16 protein-coding genes are annotated in these 17,959 nt (G+C 73.1%); 7 read left to right on the top strand and 9 right to left on the bottom strand.

From position 1 onward, the window contains the following. The first annotated feature begins 70 nt into the window (after nucleotides 1-70). Nucleotides 71-1,657 carry an NAD(P)-binding protein gene (locus ABZV94_RS24885; protein WP_356343812.1) on the top strand — a complete coding sequence of 529 codons (1,587 nt, stop codon included), beginning with the start codon at nucleotides 71-73 and terminating at the stop codon, nucleotides 1,655-1,657. Between the two features lie 21 nt (nucleotides 1,658-1,678). Here ABZV94_RS24885 and ABZV94_RS24880 read toward each other — a convergent pair whose 3' ends face one another. Then, nucleotides 1,679-3,493, bottom strand: coding sequence for a prolyl oligopeptidase family serine peptidase (locus tag ABZV94_RS24880; RefSeq protein WP_356343810.1), 1,815 nt, complete (start codon nucleotides 3,491-3,493; stop codon nucleotides 1,679-1,681). A 167-nt stretch (nucleotides 3,494-3,660) separates the two neighbouring features. Here ABZV94_RS24880 and ABZV94_RS24875 point away from each other — a divergent pair, with 167 nt between their 5' ends. Both ABZV94_RS24875 and ABZV94_RS24870 read left to right on the top strand, forming a co-directional pair. Beyond that, nucleotides 3,661-4,440, top strand: a complete 780-nt coding sequence (locus ABZV94_RS24875) for a class I SAM-dependent methyltransferase (RefSeq protein WP_356343807.1) — start codon at nucleotides 3,661-3,663, stop codon at nucleotides 4,438-4,440. Nucleotides 4,441-4,483: 43 nt separating this feature from the next. Further along, entirely contained in the window at nucleotides 4,484-5,275 is a 792-nt protein-coding gene (locus tag ABZV94_RS24870) for an SURF1 family protein (RefSeq protein ID WP_356343805.1), read from the top strand. 110 nt (nucleotides 5,276-5,385) lie between these two features. On the opposite strand, the gene ABZV94_RS24865 is transcribed toward ABZV94_RS24870, so the two are convergent. The 7 genes from ABZV94_RS24865 to ABZV94_RS24835 all read right to left on the bottom strand — a co-directional run bounded on the left by ABZV94_RS24865 (nucleotide 5,386) and on the right by ABZV94_RS24835 (nucleotide 11,816). Further along, nucleotides 5,386-6,459, bottom strand: a complete 1,074-nt coding sequence (locus tag ABZV94_RS24865) for a hypothetical protein (protein ID WP_356343803.1) — start codon at nucleotides 6,457-6,459, stop codon at nucleotides 5,386-5,388. Nucleotides 6,460-6,602: 143 nt separating this feature from the next. Then, nucleotides 6,603-7,283 carry a SigE family RNA polymerase sigma factor gene (locus ABZV94_RS24860; RefSeq protein WP_356343800.1) on the bottom strand — a complete coding sequence of 227 codons (681 nt, stop codon included), beginning with the start codon at nucleotides 7,281-7,283 and terminating at the stop codon, nucleotides 6,603-6,605. Between the two features lie 328 nt (nucleotides 7,284-7,611). Beyond that, nucleotides 7,612-8,673, bottom strand: coding sequence for an aspartate-semialdehyde dehydrogenase (locus tag ABZV94_RS24855; RefSeq protein ID WP_356343798.1), 1,062 nt, complete (start codon nucleotides 8,671-8,673; stop codon nucleotides 7,612-7,614). 16 nt (nucleotides 8,674-8,689) lie between these two features. After that, complete coding sequence (locus ABZV94_RS24850; protein ID WP_356343795.1) at nucleotides 8,690-9,961, bottom strand: aspartate kinase; 1,272 nt, start codon at nucleotides 9,959-9,961, stop codon at nucleotides 8,690-8,692. A 182-nt stretch (nucleotides 9,962-10,143) separates the two neighbouring features. Continuing rightward, nucleotides 10,144-10,806 carry a DUF5063 domain-containing protein gene (locus tag ABZV94_RS24845; protein WP_356343793.1) on the bottom strand — a complete coding sequence of 221 codons (663 nt, stop codon included), beginning with the start codon at nucleotides 10,804-10,806 and terminating at the stop codon, nucleotides 10,144-10,146. After that, nucleotides 10,799-11,398, bottom strand: coding sequence for a recombination mediator RecR (gene recR, locus ABZV94_RS24840; protein WP_030342446.1), 600 nt, complete (start codon nucleotides 11,396-11,398; stop codon nucleotides 10,799-10,801). The genes ABZV94_RS24845 and recR overlap by 8 nt, the downstream gene beginning before the upstream one ends. Before the next feature lie 73 nt (nucleotides 11,399-11,471). Continuing rightward, entirely contained in the window at nucleotides 11,472-11,816 is a 345-nt protein-coding gene (locus tag ABZV94_RS24835) for a YbaB/EbfC family nucleoid-associated protein (protein ID WP_014673986.1), read from the bottom strand. Nucleotides 11,817-12,066: 250 nt separating this feature from the next. On the opposite strand from ABZV94_RS24835, the gene ABZV94_RS24830 reads away from it, so the two are divergent. Next, complete coding sequence (locus ABZV94_RS24830; RefSeq protein WP_356343790.1) at nucleotides 12,067-12,816, top strand: SLATT domain-containing protein; 750 nt, start codon at nucleotides 12,067-12,069, stop codon at nucleotides 12,814-12,816. Nucleotides 12,817-12,893: 77 nt separating this feature from the next. Here ABZV94_RS24830 and ABZV94_RS24825 read toward each other — a convergent pair whose 3' ends face one another. Continuing rightward, nucleotides 12,894-14,765, bottom strand: a complete 1,872-nt coding sequence (locus ABZV94_RS24825) for a serine/threonine-protein kinase (protein WP_356343788.1) — start codon at nucleotides 14,763-14,765, stop codon at nucleotides 12,894-12,896. Nucleotides 14,766-14,980: 215 nt separating this feature from the next. On the opposite strand from ABZV94_RS24825, the gene ABZV94_RS24820 reads away from it, so the two are divergent. From ABZV94_RS24820 to ABZV94_RS24810, 3 genes are all read left to right on the top strand, one after another. Beyond that, the gene (locus ABZV94_RS24820) at nucleotides 14,981-16,336 is read left to right on the top strand and encodes an aspartate aminotransferase family protein (protein WP_356343785.1); all 1,356 of its coding nucleotides are present in this window, start codon (nucleotides 14,981-14,983) and stop codon (nucleotides 16,334-16,336) included. A gap of 126 nt (nucleotides 16,337-16,462) precedes the next feature. Continuing rightward, the gene (locus ABZV94_RS24815) at nucleotides 16,463-17,158 is read left to right on the top strand and encodes a GntR family transcriptional regulator (RefSeq protein WP_356343783.1); all 696 of its coding nucleotides are present in this window, start codon (nucleotides 16,463-16,465) and stop codon (nucleotides 17,156-17,158) included. 120 nt (nucleotides 17,159-17,278) lie between these two features. Next, a complete protein-coding gene (locus ABZV94_RS24810; protein ID WP_356343781.1) occupies nucleotides 17,279-17,929 on the top strand; it encodes a hypothetical protein in 651 nt (216 codons plus the stop codon). Nucleotides 17,930-17,959: the final 30 nt, after the last annotated feature.

Here is a 17,959-nt window from a genome sequence, read left to right as displayed (position 1 = left end):
CGTGGCCGGTTCGGGCGCGGCCGGGCTGCCCGCGGGCGCCGCGGCCGGCCAACGCCCGGAGGCCGAAGGGGTGCTGGAGGCCGCCGAGCTGACCGAGGCGGTGCTCGCCGAGGCGGGCGTGGCCCGGGCCGCCGCGCTGGCCCTGGTGTACGACGACGACGAGACCAACATCCGGGCCGCCCTGACCGCCCGCCGGCTCAACCCCCGGCTGCGGCTCGTCCTCCGGCTCTACAACCGGCGGCTGGGCCAGCACATCGAGGAACTCCTCGACCAGGCCGCCGCGTTGGCCGCCGGGGACGACGGCGACCCGGGCACCGCCGTCGAGACCTCCACCACGGTGCTGTCCGACGCCGACACCGCCGCACCGGCGCTGGCGGCCACCGCGGTCGCCGGCACCAGCCGGGTCGTCCAGGCGGAGGGCCTGCTGCTGCGGGCCGTGGAACGGCCGCTGCCCGGGGACGGTCCCGGCGCCGGTGCCGGGCTGTACACCCTCGCCCTGCTCTCGGGCGGCGAACCGGCCGGCACCGACGGCCCGGACGGCACCGGGGAACAGCAGCCCCGGCTGCTCCCCGACGACGAGGAGGTCCGGCGGGCCGGCGGACGGCACGCCGTGGTGCTGGAACACGTCTCCGCCCCGGCCGGTGCCGAGCCGGCCGCGCCCGCCCGCCGCGCGATGACCGGCGTACCGCCGCTCGGCTCGCTCTTCTCCCGGCGGCTGCGCTGGTCCCTGGCCGTGCTCGCCGGCTGCGTGGTCGGACTCGCCGTCGCCCTGTGGGTGGTCACCGGCATCCATCCGCTGCGCGCCTTCTACATCACCCTCCTCGACCTGTTCGCGATCGACGACCCGGCTCTCGAGGAGCCCCTGGGCCGCCAGCTCCTGCAACTCCTCTCCGCGCTCGTCGGCTTGCTGCTGCTGCCGGTGCTGCTGGCCGCGGCGCTGGAGGCGTTGGGCACCTTCCGCACCGCCTCCGCCCTGCGCAAGCCGCCGCGCGGCCTGAGCGGACACGTCGTCCTGCTCGGGCTCGGCAAGATCGGCACCCGGGTGCTGACCCGGCTGCGGGAGCTGAACGTCCCCGTGGTGTGCGTCGAGTCCGACCCGGAGGCGCGAGGGCTCGCCACCGCCCGCCGGCTGCGGGTGCCGGTGGTGCTCGGGGACGTCACCCAGGAAGGCGTCCTGGAGGCCGCCCAGATCCAGCGGGCCCGGACCCTGCTCGCGGTGACCAGCTCCGACACCACCAACCTGGAGGCCGTGCTCTACGCGCGGACGGTACGGCCGGATCTGCGGGTGGTGCTGCGGCTGTACGACGACGACTTCGCCACCGCCGTGTACCGCACCCTCCGCACCGCCTACCCGCGGGCGCTGACCCGGAGCCGGAGCGTCACGCACCTGGCCGCCCCCGCGTTCGCCGGGGCCATGCTGGGGCGGCAGGTGCTCGGGGCCGTCGCCGTGGAGCGCAGGGTGCTGCTGTTCGCCGCGGTGGACGTGGACGGGCACCCCCAGCTGGAGGGCCGGACCGTGCGGGAGGCCTTCCGGGCCGGGTCCTGGCGGGTCCTGGCACTGCTGGGCCGCGCCGACACCTCTTCCGCGCACGTGCTGGAGAAGGGCGACCGGGTGGTGGTCGCCGCGACCCGTCGGGGCCTGGCGGAGCTGCGCTGACCCCAGGCCCTGCCGTCCGGATCAGGCCGGCAGGTGCCGTGCCGCGAATTCCAGCTCCAGTCTGACCTGCTTGATCCGCTCGTCGACCACCAGCGAGCCGTGCCCCGCGTCGTACCGGTACACCTCGTGGACCGCGCCCCGGGCCTCCAGTCTCTTGACGTAGTTGTCGATCTGGCGGATCGGGCAGCGCGGGTCGTTGACGCCCGCCGAGATGTAGACCGGGGCCTTGACCTGGTCGACGTACGTCAGCGGGGAGGACGCCTCGAAGCGCTCCGGGACCTGCTCCGGGGTGCCGCCCAGCAGGGTGCGGTCCATGGCCTTCAGGGACTCCATCTCGTCGTGGTACGCGGTCACGTAGTCCGCGACGGGCACCACCGCGATCCCCAGCGCCCAGGCCTCCGGCTGGGTGCCGACGCCGAGCAGGGTCAGGTAGCCGCCCCAGGAGGCGCCGGTCAGGATCAGGCGGGCGGGGTCGGCGAGGCCGGAGGAGACCGCCCAGTCGCGCACCGCCGCCACGTCCTCCAGCTCGATCAGGCCGACGCGGTGCTTGAGGGCGTCCGTCCAGGCGCGGCCGTAGCCGGTGGAGCCGCGGTAGTTGATGCGGACCACCGCGTACCCGTGGTCGACCCAGGCGGCCGGGCCCGCCGCGAAGGAGTCGCTGTCGTGCCAGGTGGGGCCGCCGTGCAGGTCGAAGACGGTGGGGAGGGGGCCCGTGGCACCCGCGGGCTTCTGGATCAGCGCGTGGATGCGGCCGCCGGGGCCCCGCACCCACACGTCCTCCACCGGCACCGACGCCGGGCACGCCATGCCCGGGGGGTCCAGCACCACACCGCCGGCCGTGGAGCGGACCGCCGGGGGCTCGGCGGCCGACGACCACAGGTACTCCACGCTGCCGTCGGGGCGGGCGGTCGCGCCGGAGACCGTGCCGGACGGGGTGGGGATGCGGGTCAGCTCGCGGGTCGCGACGTCGTACCGGAACAGCTCGCTGCGGGCCTCGAAGCCGTGGACGATGAGCAGGGCCGAGCCGTCCGGGTACCACTCGGCGCTGACGTCACCGGGCAGGTCGAGGGCCAGGTCGGTCTCCTCGCCGGTGGCCACGTCCCACACCAGCGGTTCCCAGCGGCCCCGGCGCTGGTGGCCGATGAGCAGCCGGGTGTCGCCGTCGACCGGCGCGAAGCCGAGCACCTCCAGGCCCAGCTCCTGCGTGCCGCCCTTGGTGTCGTCCAGCTCGGCGACCGTCGTGCCGTCCGGGCGGAGCACCCGCAGGGCCGCGTGCATGGCGTCGCCGTGCTCGGTGTGCTCGATGGCGATCAGGGAGCCGTCGTGCGAGAGGTCGCCGACGCCCGCCGACTCGCGGTGGCGGTAGATCTCCACCGGGTCCGCGCCCTGGCGGGCGAGGTGGATCGTCGTGCCCTCCTCGTCGGTGGAGCGGCCGACGACCGCCGTGCGGCCGTCGCGGGACAGGGCCAGCCCGGCCGGGTAGGACGGGTCGAGACCGGGCACGGCGGGTTCGTCCGGGCCGCCCGTGAAGGGCTGGCGGCGCCAGATGCCGAACTCGTCGCCGTCCTTGTCGTCGAACCACCAGATCCAGGCGCCGTCCGGGGAGAGCACGCCGTCGGTCGTGCCGTTCGGCCGGTTCGTCGCCTGCCGCTGCTCACCCGTCGCCCTGTCCCAGGCGTACAGCTCGTACGTCCCCGTCGCGTTCGACACGAACAGGGAGCGGTCCGGCGCGTCCTCCGCCCAGTCGGGCAGTGACACCCGGGGCGCCCTGAAGCGCTTCTCCCAGTCCGGCATCTCCGGTGTGTGCTGCGTGCTCGGCGTACCGCTGTCGTTCATGGCCCCAGTCATGCGCCCATAGTGCCTGGCCGCAGCGACAATTGGGTGGCGGGTGTGCGCAGCCTGTGGATAACTTCCGCGGCATGAGCGTTTCCACTGCTTCTGCGTCCACACCCGGGCCGCCGTCCCCGTCCGTCCCCGACGGCTGGCGCGAGGACAACAGGGCCATGTGGGACGAGAGGGTCCCCCTCCACGTCGCCGGGTCCTTCTACGACCTCGACGGCTTCCGCACCCGCCGGGACGCCCTGCGGGACTTCGAGAAGGCGGAGGTCGGGGACGTCACCGGGAAGTCGCTGCTGCACCTGCAGTGCCACATCGGCACCGACACCCTCTCCTGGGTCCACCGCGGCGCCGCCCGTGTCGTCGGCCTCGACTTCTCCGCACCCGCGGTGGAGGCGGCCCGCGCCCTCGCCGCCGACCTCGGCTACGGCCCCGACCGGGCGGCCTTCGTCACCAGCGACGTGTACGACGCGGCCACCGCCGTTCCCGAGCCGGAGTACGACATCGTGTACACCGGGCTGGGCGCCCTGTGCTGGCTGCCGGACCTGAGGCGCTGGGCGCGGACGGCCGCGTCGCTCGTCGCGCCCGGCGGGTTCCTGTACCTCGCCGAGTTCCACCCGATCACCGAGGCCCTGGACGACGAGACCGGCACCCGGTTCGTGCGCGACTACCTCGCCCGGGAGCCGCAGGTGTGGAACGAACCGGGGACCTACGCCGACCCGGACGCCGTCACCGTCCACAACCGCAGCGTGGAGTGGCCGCACCCCCTCGGGGACGTGGTGTCCGCGCTCGCCGCGGCGGGCCTGCGCATCGAGTTCCTGCACGAGCACGACGTGTCGCTCTTCCCGCGCTTCGGGAACTTCGAGGTGCGCGACGGCTACCACCGCTTCCCGGCGGGCCATCCGCGGATCCCGCTGATCTACTCCCTGAGGGCGAGCAAGAGCTGACCCGAGGCCGGGACACCGGGGCGGGCGCCGTACCGTGGAGGGCGTGTACCGGTTTCTGCTGACACCCCGCTGGTGGGGCATCAACGTCTTCGTGCTGCTCGCCATCCCGTTCTGCGTCTTCATGGGGTCGTGGCAGCTGAGCCGGTTCGAGGGGCGGGTGCAGGACCACCGCGCCGCCACCGAGCAGGCCGCGTCCGACCGGGGCGAGGCCGCGCGTCCGCTGGACTCGATGCTGCCCGTCGACAAGAGCACGTCGGGCCGGCGGGTCACGGCGAGCGGGCGGTACGGGGAGCAGTTGCTGGTGCCGGGGCGGGAGCTGGACGGCAAGCGCGGCTTCTACGTCCTGACCCTGCTGCGTACCGGCTCCGGCAAGGCGCTGCCGGTGGTGCGGGGCTGGCTGCCGGGCACGGCGGACGCGGCGAAGGCGCCCGCGCCGCCCCGTGGTGAGGTCACCGTCACCGGTGCGCTCCAGGCGCCCGAGACGCCGGGGGACAACGGGGTCAGCGCGCAGGGCGGGCTCCCCGCCGGGCAGACGTCGGCGATCAGCTCGGCGTCGCTGGTGAACCTGGTGCCGTACCGGCTGTACGACGCCTGGGTCACCCTGGACCGGGGCGACGCCGGCATGAAGGCCGTGCCCGCGAGCGCGCCGGGCGGTACGGGGCTGGACCTCAAGGCGTTCCAGAACCTCGGTTACACCGGCGAGTGGTTCGTGTTCGCGGGCTTCGTGGTCTTCATGTGGTTCCGCCTGCTGCGACGCGAGCTGGAGTTCCAGCGGGACGCGGCGCTCGGGCTGGTGCCGGAGGAGTCGGAGCAGTCCCCGGTACCGGCCGGCTGACCCGCGCACCGAAGGGGTGCGGGGAACGGCGCGAGCGGCCACGACGGGCCCGCGGCCGCGCACGTTCCCCGGACGAACGGCGTCGGTGCGCCCCCTCCCCGGCGGGGGCGTCAGGCGCCCGCGAGGACCCCGGTGTAGTAGACCGTCCCCGCGCACGCCCCGGGCACCACCGCCGTCGCCGCCGGTGAGCCGCCCTGTGCCGTGTGGGTCACCGTGACGCTGCCGTCGGCGGTGCCGTCCTCGGTGGCGAGCTGCGGGCTCGTGCCCTCCGTGCCGGTGCTGTCGGTGGTGGCGCCGGAGGCGCTCTGGGTGGGCGACGGATCGGGCGTCGGGCCGGTCGGACCGGGGTCGCTGGGAGTGCCGTCGCCGCCGGTGGTGGGGCAGGTCTCCGAGGGGACGAAGGCGAACTTCTCCTCGTAGGCCGCGCCCGGCTGGAGGACCAGCCCCGTGACCTCCTGGGACGGGTCGGGCAGGGCGGTCGCCGCGTCGCCGGCCACGTGCCGGGCGGTGACGATCTTGGCCGGGTCGGCCGCGCCCTGGGCGGTGGGCGTGATGCTGCCGGCGCCGGCGACCGTGCAGGCGGTGCCGGAGATGTTGGTGACGCGGAAGGTGCCGTAGACGACCCCCGCGGTGTCGGGCGCGTTCGCGCTGCCGGTGGCGGAGCCCAGCTGGGTGGCGGTGCAGAGCGGGACGCCCGAGGCCGCCGTGGCGGAGGGGTCGGCGGCGCCGGTGGAGCCACCGCCGCTGCCGGGCTTGGTGGCCTTGTCGTCGGGCCGGCCGGACTCCTTGCCGGGCTGGGCCGTGGTGCTGCCGGCGTCCTGCCTGCCGCCCTTGCCGGTGCCCTTGTCCTTGCCCTGCCCGGTGCCGCCCTGGGCCTGGGAGGACTGGCCGGCCATCGCGGTGTTGGGGTCGGAGCCGCCGGCCTGGGAGACGTGTACGAGGGCGGGGATCGCGGTGCCGATGAAGAGGGCCGCCGCGGCCATTCCGACCGCCGCCTGGCGCTTGCGGGCGCGGCGCGCGGGGACGGCCCGGCGCAGGTGGTCCAGGGTGCCGGTGCGCGGTTCGATGTCGTCGACCGCCGAGTGCAGCAGCCGGCGCAGGGCCAGTTCGTCGGAGTCGGGCCCGTCCGGGCTGTGGACTCCGTCGAGCCTCTCCGGGCCCTGGTCGTCGGGGCCGTGGTTCACAGTTCCGTTCCCAGCGTGCGAGGGCGTGTGCTGTTGCCTGTGGCGCTCTGTCGGCTCGTGCCAGGCGTAGGGCTCATGACGTTCGTGGGAGTGGCGCTCGTGGGAGTGACCGTCATGGGAGGCACCCCCTTCGGCGTGGTCGCTCATGCCGGTGTCCCCATGGCCACCCGCAGCGCGGCGATCCCCCGCGAACCGTACGCCTTGACCGAGCCGAGGGATATGCCGAGCGTCTCGGCGACCTGGGCCTCGGTCATGTCCGCGAAGTAGCGCAGCACGAGCACCTCGCGCTGGCGGCGCTGGAGCCCCTTCATCGCCTTGATGAGGTCACGGCGCTCCAGCCGGTCGTAGGCGCCCTCTTCCGCGCTCGCCATGTCGGGCATCGGCTTGGAGAGCAGCTTCAGGCCGAGGATGCGCCGGCGCAGCGTGGAGCGGGAGAGGTTGACGACCGTCTGCCGCAGGTAGGCGAGGGTCTTCTCCGGGTCGCGGACGCGCTTGCGGGCCGAGTGGACGCGGATGAACGCCTCCTGGACGACGTCCTCGCAGGAGGCGGTGTCGTCGAGGAGGAGCGCGGCCAGGCCGAGCAGCGAGCGGTAGTGCGCCCGGTAGGTCTCGGTGAGGTGGTCGACGGTCGTGCCGGCGGCCTCGGCCGCCACGGCACCCGCGGACTCCTCGGCGCCGTCACGCTGACTGGGTATGCGGGCGGGCCGCGCTGCGGGCATGGGCGCGATCACCGGCATGCCGCCGGGCGGGCGGGGCCGGAGCGCCGCGCGGGGCCGCAGGGCCGTGCCGCCGCGGGCCACACTGAGTTCGAGTACCTCTGCCACGCCTGTTGGACACGCTTCCCCCCTCGGGGGTTGTACGTGCCGGGCGTCACATGTGCGACAACCGGCGGCGCCTCAAGTGCCGTCATGCGTCCCGCTCTTCCCTTATGTCCCATATGAACGGGCGCCCCCACGCCCCGACCGCGGCGTCCCCACGCCAAGGTCATCACGTCCCCAGGTCCCGGAAGGGTGACCGCAAAGACGCTCCCCGCCTCCGTACGGTTGCGGAAGGCGGGGAGGGAAATCCTCTGCCGTGGACAGGGAGTGGTTCAAGGGATTTGGACCATGCTCCCGGCCACAGTGCTTACAGAGATCCTACAAAGTTCAACGGCTATGTGGGGGCGGACATCTCCGCCGCGATCAGCTCCGCGATCTGCGCGCAGTTCAGCGCGGCACCCTTGCGCAGGTTGTCGCCGCAGACGAAGAGCTCCAGTGCGGTCGGGTCGTCCAGGGCCCGGCGCACCCGGCCGACCCAGGTCGGGTCGGTGCCCACCACGTCGGCGGGGGTGGGGAACTCACCGGCGGCCGGGTCGTCGCACAGCACCACGCCCGGCGCGGTCGCGAGGATCTCGCGGGCGCCGTCGACACCGACCTCCCGCTGGAAGCGGGCGTGGACGGTCAGCGAGTGGGTGGTGATCACCGGCACACGGACACAGGTCACGGCCACCGGCAGCGCCGGCAGGCCGAGGATCTTCCGGGACTCGTCGCGGACCTTCATCTCCTCCGACGACCAGCCGTCCTCCCGTAGCGACCCGGCCCACGGTACGACGTTCAGCGCGACCGGCTCCGGGAACGGCCCGGTGTCGTCCCCGACGGCCCGCCGCACGTCCCCGGGCTTGGTCCCCAGCTCCGTGCCGGCGACCAGGGACAGCTGGGCCCGCAGCGTCTCCACGCCGGCCCGCCCGGCCCCGCTCACCGCCTGGTACGACGACACCACCAGCTCGCGCAGCCCGAACTCGGCGTGCAGCGCGCCCAGGGCGACGATCATCGTCAGCGTCGTGCAGTTGGGGTTGGCGACGATCCCGCGCGGCCGGGACCGTACGGCGTGCGCGTTGATCTCGGGCACGACGAGCGGCACGTCCGGGTCCATGCGGAAGGCACCGGAGTTGTCGACGACGACCGCGCCGCGCGCGGCGGCGACCGGCGCCCACACGGCGGCGACCTCGTCCGGGACGTCGAACAGCGCGATGTCGACCCCGGCGAAGGCGTCCTCCGTCAGGGCCACCACCTCGACCTCCTCGCCGCGCACGGCCAGCTTGCGGCCGGCCGAGCGCGGGGAGGCGATCAGGCGGATCTCGCCCCAGACGTCCGCGCGCTGGGACAGGATCTGGAGCATGACCGTGCCGACGGCTCCGGTCGCACCCACGACCGCGAGCGTCGGCCTGCCGGTCATCGGCGCGTGTCCCGGCTCATCGGCCGGTGCCGCCGTAGACGACGGCCTCGTCGCTGTCGGAGTCCAGACCGAAGGCGGTGTGCACGGCGCGGACGGCCTCCGGCACGTCGTCGGCGCGGGTGACCACCGAGATGCGGATCTCGGAGGTCGAGATCAGCTCGATGTTCACACCGGCGTCGCTGAGCGCCTCGAAGAACGCGGCGGTGACGCCCGGGTTGGTCTTCATACCGGCGCCGACCAGGGAGATCTTGCCGATCTGGTCGTCGTAGCGCAGCGAGTCGAAGCCGATGCCGGAGCGGTTCTTCTCCAGCGCGTCGATGGCCTTGCGGCCCTCGGTCTTCGGCAGCGTGAAGGAGATGTCCGTCAGGCCGGTGGAGGCGGCGGACACGTTCTGCACGACCATGTCGATGTTGATCTCGGCATCGGCGATGGTCCGGAAGATCGCGGCGGCCTCACCCGGCTTGTCCGGCACACCGACGACCGTGATCTTGGCCTCGGAGGTGTCGTGCGCGACACCGGAGATGATGGCCTGCTCCACCTTCTTGTCCCCAATCGGCTCACTGCTGACCCACGTGCCCTGCAGTCCGCTGAAGGACGACCGGACGTGGATCGGGATGTTGTAGCGGCGGGCGTACTCCACACAGCGGTGGAGCAGCACCTTGGAGCCGGAGGCCGCGAGCTCCAGCATGTCCTCGAAGGAGATCCAGTCGATCTTCTTCGCCTTCTTCACCACGCGCGGGTCGGCGGTGAACACGCCGTCGACGTCGGTGTAGATCTCGCAGACCTCGGCGTCGAGCGCGGCGGCGAGCGCCACGGCGGTGGTGTCCGACCCGCCGCGGCCCAGCGTGGTGATGTCCTTCTTGTCGGCGCTCACGCCCTGGAACCCGGCGACGATGGCGATGTTGCCCTCGTCGAGAGCCGTCCTGATCCGCCCCGGCGTGACGTCGATGATCCGGGCTTTGTTGTGGACCGAGTCGGTGATGACGCCTGCCTGGCTGCCGGTGAAGGACTGGGCCTCGTGGCCCAGGTTTTTGATCGCCATCGCCAGCAGGGCCATGGAGATCCGCTCTCCGGCGGTCAGCAGCATGTCGAATTCCCGCCCGGCAGGCATGGGAGAGACCTGCTCGGCGAGATCGATCAGCTCGTCCGTCGTGTCGCCCATCGCGGAAACGACGACGACAACCTGGTTGCCGTTCTTCTTCGCTTCCACGATCCGCTTGGCGACGCGCTTGATGCCTTCGGCATCGGCTACGGAGGAGCCTCCGTACTTCTGCACGACAAGGCCCACGTGCGCTCCTCGCTCGGTTCGTTTGTGTCGGCTCAGTCTATCGAGCGTCCGAATTCCACCACCCTGCTCCCGCATGGTGAGACGTCCGCCCGCTCGGTCTCGACCCCTGCCCAGCGATCGGCACACCACTCGGAAAGTGCCCCGGCTCACAGGACACCGGGCCCGGCTCCGGCCCGATCCGGCTACTTCCCGGGGCGGATGCCCAGGGGGCCGCCGATCTCCTCGGCCATGACGCGGCCCGCCTCGAACTCCAGGGTCTCGTCGCCCATGGCGGCCTGGTCCGTGTCCAGGCCGTCCAGCTCCTCCAGGGGCTGGTTGAGGCGGACGTGGATGAGGACGGACTGGAGGGCGCGCAGGACGGCGGAGGCCGTCGGGCCCCAGTTGGAGAAGTAGGAGAACTGCCACCACCACAGGGCCTCGGTCGTACGGCCCGCGCGGTAGTGGACCATGCCGTGGCGGAGGTCGGTGATGATGTCGGCGAGGTCGTCGGAGATCCGCGCCGGCACCGGCGCCTTGCGGGGCTCGTACGGGTCGAAGACCTCGGAGTAGACGTCGATCGGGTCCAGCAGCCGCGCGTAGTTCTCGCGCAGTTCGTCCACGTCCGGCTCGGGGCCCGGGTCGGGCTCGTAGCGCTCCTCGGGGACGATGTCCTCGTGCGCGCCCAGCCGGCCGCCGGCCAGCAGGAGCTGGGAGACCTCAAGGAGGAGGAAGGGGACCGCCGATTCGGGCTCGTCGCCCTTCGCCACCTCGGTGACGGCCACCAGGAAGCTCTCGACCTGGTCCGCGATCTGGACCACGAAGTCGTCCGGGTTCTGCGTCGAGGCGTGCAGTGTGGCGTCAGACATCTAGGAGTCGTCTCCCCTCGAAGGCGCGGCCGAGGGTCACCTCGTCCGCGTATTCCAGGTCGCCACCCACCGGGAGGCCGCTGGCCAGGCGGGTGACCTTCAGGCCCATGGGCTTGATCATGCGGGCGAGGTACGTCGCCGTCGCCTCGCCTTCCAGATTCGGGTCCGTGGCCAGGATCAGTTCCGTGACCGTCCCGTCGGCCAACCGCGCGAGAAGTTCTCGTATACGCAGGTCGTCGGGTCCCACGCCCTCGATCGGGCTGATCGCGCCGCCCAGCACGTGGTACCGGCCCCGGAACTCGCGGGTGCGCTCGATGGCGACGACGTCCTTCGGTTCCTCCACCACGCAGATGACGGAGGGGTCGCGGCGCGGGTCGCGGCAGATGCCGCACAGCTCCTCCTGCGCCACGTTGCCGCAGGTCGCACAGAAGCGGACCTTCGCCTTCACCTCCAGGAGCGCCTGCGCGAGCCGCTTCACGTCCGTCGGCTCTGCCTGCAGGATGTGGAAGGCGATCCGCTGCGCGCTCTTGGGACCGACGCCGGGCAGCCGCCCCAGCTCGTCGATGAGGTCCTGGACCACGCCTTCGTACAACGGACTGCCCTTCCTGGAGACCTTTCGGTACGTACGGTAGTTGCCTCGCGCCTCCGCCCGGAAGGCGGAGGCGTCAGAACGGCAGGCCCGGGATGCCGCTGCCGCCGCCCAGCCCCTGGGCCAGCGGGCCGAGCTTCTGCTGCTGGAGCGCCTGCGCGTTCTCGTTGGCCGCCTGGACGGCCGCCACGATCAGGTCGGCGAGGGTCTCGGTGTCCTCCGGGTCCACCGCCTTCGGGTCGATCTTCAGGGCCCGCAGCTCGCCCGCGCCGGTGACGGTGGCCTTCACCAGACCGCCGCCCGCCTGGCCGTCGACCTCCGTGTTCGCCAGTTCCTCCTGCGCCCGCTGCAGGTCCTGCTGCATCTTCTGGGCCTGCTGGAGCAACTGCTGCATGTTGGGCTGGCCACCACCGGGGATCACGATCAGCTCCTCGCGTCTCGTCCGACGTCTTTTCTCCGTCGTGAATGAGCCTACGTGGTCCACGCGGCCACTGCTCCGCCACTCTTTCGGGTGAGAACAACGTGAGTCCTATACCTGATCAAGGCCCTCTTACGGGCGGAAAAGCCGGGAAAGCCCCCTCTCCGCCACCCGTTGGGCGGTAGGAAGGTGGCCGCGCGTCGTCAGGGGATGTCACGCAACGTGACCGGTCGTGATCAGTAGGGAGTGCCGGGTGGGTCAGCCGGAGATGCAGCCCGAGGGTCCGCCTCAGGACGGGCGGGGCGAGGGTGCGGCCGGGCTGCGGCCGGGCGATCTGACCGGGCGGCCCTTCCCGCTCGGGGACTGGGGCGAACCCGCCGAGCGGCTGGACGAGTTGTACCGGTGGGTGGAGCGGCGGGCACTGGAGACGGCCGCCTGGTATCTGCGGGACCGGGTGTGGAAGCGGCGCGGGGCGCGCGTGCTGCGGGTCGGGGCGGCGGCCGGGGCGGTGTCCGGGGCGGCGCTGCCGCTGCTGGATCTGACCGGGGTGGCCGGCGGGGTGGCACCCTGGGGCTGCCTGGCGCTGCTGCTCGCGGTGTCCTGCGTCGGCATCGACCGGTTTTTCGGGGTCACGTCCGGCTGGATGAGGGACGTGGCCACGGCCCAGGCGGTGCACCGGCGGCTCCAGGCGTTGCAGTTCGACTGGGCCTCGGAGTGCGTGCGGGAGGTGCTGGGGCCGGCGGAGGGCACGGCGAGCGAGGCGGCCGAGCGGTGTCTGACGGTGCTGCGGCGGTTCTCGGAGGACGTCGTCGAGCTGGTGCGCACGGAGACGACCGACTGGATGGTGGAGTTCCGCACGGGTTCCGCACCGCTGGGCATCCAGACGGCGGTGGCGACGGTACCGCGCCAGGAGACCGGTGCCCCCGGCGCCCGCTTCCCCCTGCCCCCGGCGAACGGCAGCCGCCCGAACATGCCCCGGCAACGGCCCCCGGAGCCGCGGTAGCCACGGCCGACCGGTCGCGCCTGCCCCCGGAGGGACGCGGGGAACCTGGGGACAGCGCGCGTTGCCGGTCGTCGCGGTCAGTCCTTGGTGTACGTCAGGCTCTCCCCGCCGCTCGCCTTCGCCCGCTTCAGCCGTCCGTCCGGCAGCAGGGTGACCTCGGTGGCCTCGCCCGGGGTGCAGGAGGAGGCGGGTTCGCCGGTGGTCACGGTGGACGGGCCGATCTCCAACGGGCCGCCGGCACCGGGCTGTTCGGCCAGCTCAGCCTCGAAGACGCAGTGGTACGACCCGCCGCCCTCGGTCGGCCCGTCCGCGACCAGCGTCAGCACGGTGTCGCCCACCTCGCCCTGCCGGATGGTCAGTTCGCGGGTGTTGGCGCCGTTCGCGTTGTCGATGGTCGTCCGCCAGGTGCCCAGATAGGCGTCCGGTACGGCGCCGGCCGCGGAGGCGGAGGGAGAGGGGGACGACTCCTGAGTCGCGGACGGGGAGGGCGCGCCGGAGTCGTCCGGCGGCCCGGAGGTGGCGGTGGGCGCCGGGCCGACCGTGCCGCCGCCCTTGTCGTCGGTGCCGCCGCCGTTCCTCATCAGCGCGTACACCGAACCGCCCGCGCCCAGCGCGACGACCAGCGCGATCACGACGAGGAGCGCCGTGGACCGCCCGTTGCGCCGCTCGGCGTCCACCGGGACGCCGACGGTGGGCGGCCCGTACGGCGGGGTGGAGCCGGGCGGCGGATACCCGTGGCCGACGGGCTGGGCGTGCGGCGGATGCGGCTGTGCGTACGGCTGCCGGGGATACGGCGGCTGCGGCGGGTACGCCGGCTGCGGCTGCGGCACCCCGTACGCCGGTCCGAACCCGGCAGGCACGGGCGGCACACCGGGGGGCGGCGGAGCCTGGGCGGAGACCACGGTGGGCAGGCGATCGGCGCTCCCGGCGTCCCCGCCGTCGGAGACAGCGGCATGCTCGTCCCCGGAGCCGGCGGCTTGCCCGGATCCCCCGCCCGGAGCGGGCGCCGGACCCGCGTCCCGCTCGGGGTCCTCGACCTCCAGCAGCCGCACCGCATGCCTGCCCAGCTGCGCGACCAGCGCGCTCGGCAGCCAGGGGTCCCGGGACCGCCCCTCGGCCACGGTGTCCTCCACCCCCGTCCGCTCCAGGATCGCGTCCAGCGAGGGCCGGGCTCCCGGCTCCTTGCGCAGGCAGTCCCGGACGAGGTCGGCGATCCCCTCCGGCACCCCGGTGAGATCCGGCTCCTCCTGGGCGATCCGGAACATCAGCGCGTGCGCGCCGCTGTCGGCGTTGCCGAACGGCGACGTCCCGGTCGCCGCGTACGCCAGCACGGACCCGAGGCAGAACACGTCGCACGCCGGCGTGACCCGGTCGCCGCGGACCTGCTCGGGCGCCATGAACCCCGGCGACCCGACGAGCGCCCCGGTCCGGGTGAGCCCCTCCCCGCCGGCGGTCGCCGTCTCCCGCGCCCGGGCGATCCCGAAGTCGATCACGCGGGGCCCGTCGATGGTGACGAGCACGTTGGACGGCTTGAGGTCCCGGTGCACGATCCCGGCCGCGTGGATGTCCTTCAGCGCGTGGGCGAGCCCGGCGGCGAGGATCCGTACCGACCGCTCGGGCAGTGCCCCGTGGTCGTGCCCGACGACCTGCTGGAGGCTGGGCCCGGCCACGTACCCGGTGGCCACCCACGGCACGGCCGCCTCGGTGTCCGCGTCCAGCACGGGCGCGGTCCAGTACCCGCCGACCCGGCGTGCGGCCCGCACCTCCTGCCGGAACCGCGCCCGGAACTCCTCCTGCGCGGCCAGTTCCTCCCGCACGAGCTTCACGGCGACGGTCCGCCCCCGGTCCGACCGCGCCAGGTACACCTGCCCCATACCGCCGGCGCCGAGCCGCGCCAGCAGCCGGTACGCACCGATTCCCTGCGGATCCCCCGGACCCAGCTTCTCCATCCGCGCCCGCCTTCCCCCCATAGGTCTGCGACGACCGAGAATAGTGCGGTCGTACGACAGGAGGTTCCTCCTCCGGCGATCCCCGGCCGGTCCCCGGCCGGTCTCCCGCCGCCGCGCGCCGCCGCGCGCCGTCGACAACCTGTCGCGCTTTGGCCCCGCCCACGGAACAGGACGCCGATAGGACTTCCGCATCGCGGACATCTACGCTCGGCCGCATGACCCCTCAGCCCAGCCCCGAAGCCGGCGCCGCGGTGAAGGCCGCGGACCGTGCGCACGTCTTCCACTCCTGGTCGGCCCAGGACCTCATCGACCCGCTCGCCGTCGCCGGCGCCGAGGGGTCGTACTTCTGGGACTACGACGGCACCCGGTACCTGGACTTCACCAGCGGACTCGTCTTCACCAACATCGGCTACCAGCACCCGAAGGTCGTCGCGGCGATCCAGGAGCAGGCCGCGAAGCTGACGACGTTCGCGCCCGCGTTCGCCGTCGAGGCCCGCTCGGAGGCGGCCCGGCTGATCGCCGAGCGGACCCCCGGCGACCTGGACAGGATCTTCTTCACCAACGGCGGCGCGGACGCCGTCGAGCACGCGGTGCGCATGGCCCGGCTGCACACGGGCCGCCCGAAGGTCCTCTCGGCGTACCGCTCGTACCACGGCGGCACCCAGCAGGCCATCAACATCACCGGTGACCCGCGCCGGTGGGCCTCCGACGGCGCCGCCGCCGGTGTCGTCCACTTCTGGGCGCCGTTCCCGTACCGCTCCCGCTTCTACGCCGAGACCGAGGAGCAGGAGTGCGCCCGGGCGCTGGAGCACCTGGAGACGACGATCGCCTTCGAGGGCCCGGCGACCATCGCGGCGATCATCCTGGAGACCATCCCGGGCACCGCCGGGATCATGGTCCCGCCGCCCGGCTACCTGGCCGGGGTGCGCGAGCTGTGCGACAAGTACGGCATCGTCTTCATCCTGGACGAGGTCATGGCCGGGTTCGGCCGGACCGGCGAGTGGTTCGCGGCCGACCTGTTCGGCGTCGTCCCGGACCTGATGACCTTCGCCAAGGGCGTGAACTCCGGTTACGTCCCGCTCGGCGGTGTGGCCATCTCGCAGGAGATCGCGGAGACGTTCGGCAAGCGGCCCTACCCCGGCGGCCTCACCTACTCCGGCCACCCGCTGGCCTGCGCCGCCGCCGTCGCCACGATCAACGTGATGGCGGAGGAGGGCGTGGTGGAGAACGCCAAACGGCTCGGCGAGAGCGTCGTCGGCCCCGGCCTCGCCGAGCTGGCCGAGCGGCACCCGAGCGTCGGCGAGGTGCGCGGTGTCGGCATGTTCTGGGCGCTGGACCTGGTGAAGAACCGGGAGACCCGGGAGCCGCTGGTGCCGTACAACGCGGCCGGCGAGGCCAACGCCCCGATGGCCGCGTTCACGGCCGCCGCCAAGCGGCACGGTCTGTGGCCGTTCGTGAACATGAACCGCACCCACGTGGTCCCGCCGTGCAACGCGAGCGAGTCCGAGCTGAAGGAGGGGCTGGCCGCGCTCGACGCCGCGTTGAGCGTCGCCGACGAACACACGGTGTGACCGTACCGTGCCTGCCGCCGGGCGGGTCCGAACGCGTAAGGTGACGTGCTCGTAAGTAACAGCGACTCGCGTAGATCGCGAGTCCGTACGAGTACGTCACCCGGACGTGTGAGGAGAGGCACGGACATGCCCGGCAACGGCACCGTGACGCGCAGCACCCTGCGCCAGCAGATCGCGGACGCGCTCCGTGACGAGGTGCTGGCGGGCCGGCTGCGCCCGGGCCGGGCGTTCACCGTGAAGGAGATAGCCGACCAGTACGGCGTCTCCGCCACCCCCGTCCGCGAGGCGCTGGTCGACCTGTCCGCGCAGGGCATCCTGGAGGCCGACCAGCACCGCGGCTTCCGGGTGCCCGAGTACTCGGTCACCGACTACCGGAACATGATCGAGGCGCGCAGCCTGGTCACCGACGGCATGTTCCAGGCCCTCACCGCGGGCCACCCCGCCTTCCGCACCCCGCCGGGGGATCCCCGCACGACCGCGGCCCTGGCCACCGTGCGCCGCCGCGGCGAGGAGGCCCAGCGGGCCGCGAGCGCCGGCGACCTCACGGTCCTCATCGGCTACGACCTGCGCTTCTGGCGCGAGCTGAGCGCCCTTTTCGGCAACCCCTACCTCGGTGACTTCCTGCACCGCCTGCGCGTGCAGTCCTGGGTCTGCGCGGTGCAGCACCTGCTGCGCCTGCCGGACCTGCGCGGCCGGCTCTGGTCCGGGCACACCGAGCTGGTCGACGCGCTCGCCCGGCGCGAGGCCGAGACGGCCCGCGCGATCGTCGCCGCCTCCAACGCCGACTCGCTGGCGCTGCTGGAACACCTGACCAACGGGTAAGTGACCGGTACGGCCCATCCGGTCCGCACTCGAGGGAGCCGCCCCGGGGCCGTACCGACTACCCTTCCCTGACCACCTGCTGCCGCGTGACCGCGCGCCTGCCGACGTAGGAGCCCTCTTTTGGCCTGTGACCTGTGGCTGGTACCGCTCGTGGACGTGTTGTGCCACACCCCGGACAACCCCTTCGCCGAGGAACTCGCGCAGTACAACAAGGCGCTCGCCGAGGCCGGCCTGCCGCCGGTGCCGGTGTACCAGTACATGCCGGGCCTGTCCGGTGACGTCGCCCCGGTCGCCGGTTTCGACTACGACGCCCTGCACTTCCTGCGTCGCGCCCACCTGCTCCAGGTCTGCGGCCTGCCGGTGACCCCGGTGGACGAACTGGGCGGCGACTACGAGCAGTTGCTGGAGATGTTCGAGTCGACCGCCCAGCAGTCCCACCTGGTCTGGCACTACGACCACGCGGGCGCGTACGTCCCCGTGGACTTCCCGCACCCGCTGTCGAACGACGAACTCCTCGCGGGCGGCGGCCCGTTGGGCTCGTCCCAGACGCTGCTGCGGGAACTCCAGCACGTCGCCCCGGTCATCGGCATCGACCCGGCGAACCCCCCGGCGCCCCCCGCCCCGCCCACGGCCCCCACGGAGCTGGAGGAACCGGCCGTTCCGGCCCCGTACGACCCCAGTCCCTTCGCCCGCGAACGGCACGTCTGGCTGGGCCTGCACGCGGCGGCGACCCGCTCCCTGGCGCAGGGCTCGATGATCGTCTTCAGCTGACGTGCGACGCCGGGGCGGGAAGGCCGGCCG

Origin of the sequence: Streptomyces sp. NPDC004658, assembly GCF_040609555.1 — a bacterium.
In the GTDB taxonomy this organism is placed as follows: Bacteria; Actinomycetota; Actinomycetes; order Streptomycetales; family Streptomycetaceae; genus Streptomyces.
The sequence above is the reverse complement of the archived record's forward strand: the minus strand, read 5'-3'. Positions and strand labels throughout refer to the sequence as shown.

What these genes read in the sequence shown, in the direction of transcription:
- ABZV94_RS24880 (WP_356343810.1), bottom strand. Translation starts at nt 3,493, where the DNA reads ATGAACGACAGCGGTACGCCGAGCACGCAGCACACACCGGAGATGCCG.
- ABZV94_RS24875 (WP_356343807.1), top strand. Translation starts at nt 3,661, where the DNA reads ATGTGGGACGAGAGGGTCCCCCTCCACGTCGCCGGGTCCTTCTACGAC.
- ABZV94_RS24855 (WP_356343798.1), bottom strand. Translation starts at nt 8,673, where the DNA reads ATGACCGGCAGGCCGACGCTCGCGGTCGTGGGTGCGACCGGAGCCGTC.
- ABZV94_RS24845 (WP_356343793.1), bottom strand. Translation starts at nt 10,806, where the DNA reads ATGTCTGACGCCACACTGCACGCCTCGACGCAGAACCCGGACGACTTC.
- ABZV94_RS24825 (WP_356343788.1), bottom strand. Translation starts at nt 14,765, where the DNA reads ATGGAGAAGCTGGGTCCGGGGGATCCGCAGGGAATCGGTGCGTACCGG.
- ABZV94_RS24820 (WP_356343785.1), top strand. Translation starts at nt 14,981, where the DNA reads ATGACCCCTCAGCCCAGCCCCGAAGCCGGCGCCGCGGTGAAGGCCGCG.
- ABZV94_RS24815 (WP_356343783.1), top strand. Translation starts at nt 16,463, where the DNA reads ATGCCCGGCAACGGCACCGTGACGCGCAGCACCCTGCGCCAGCAGATC.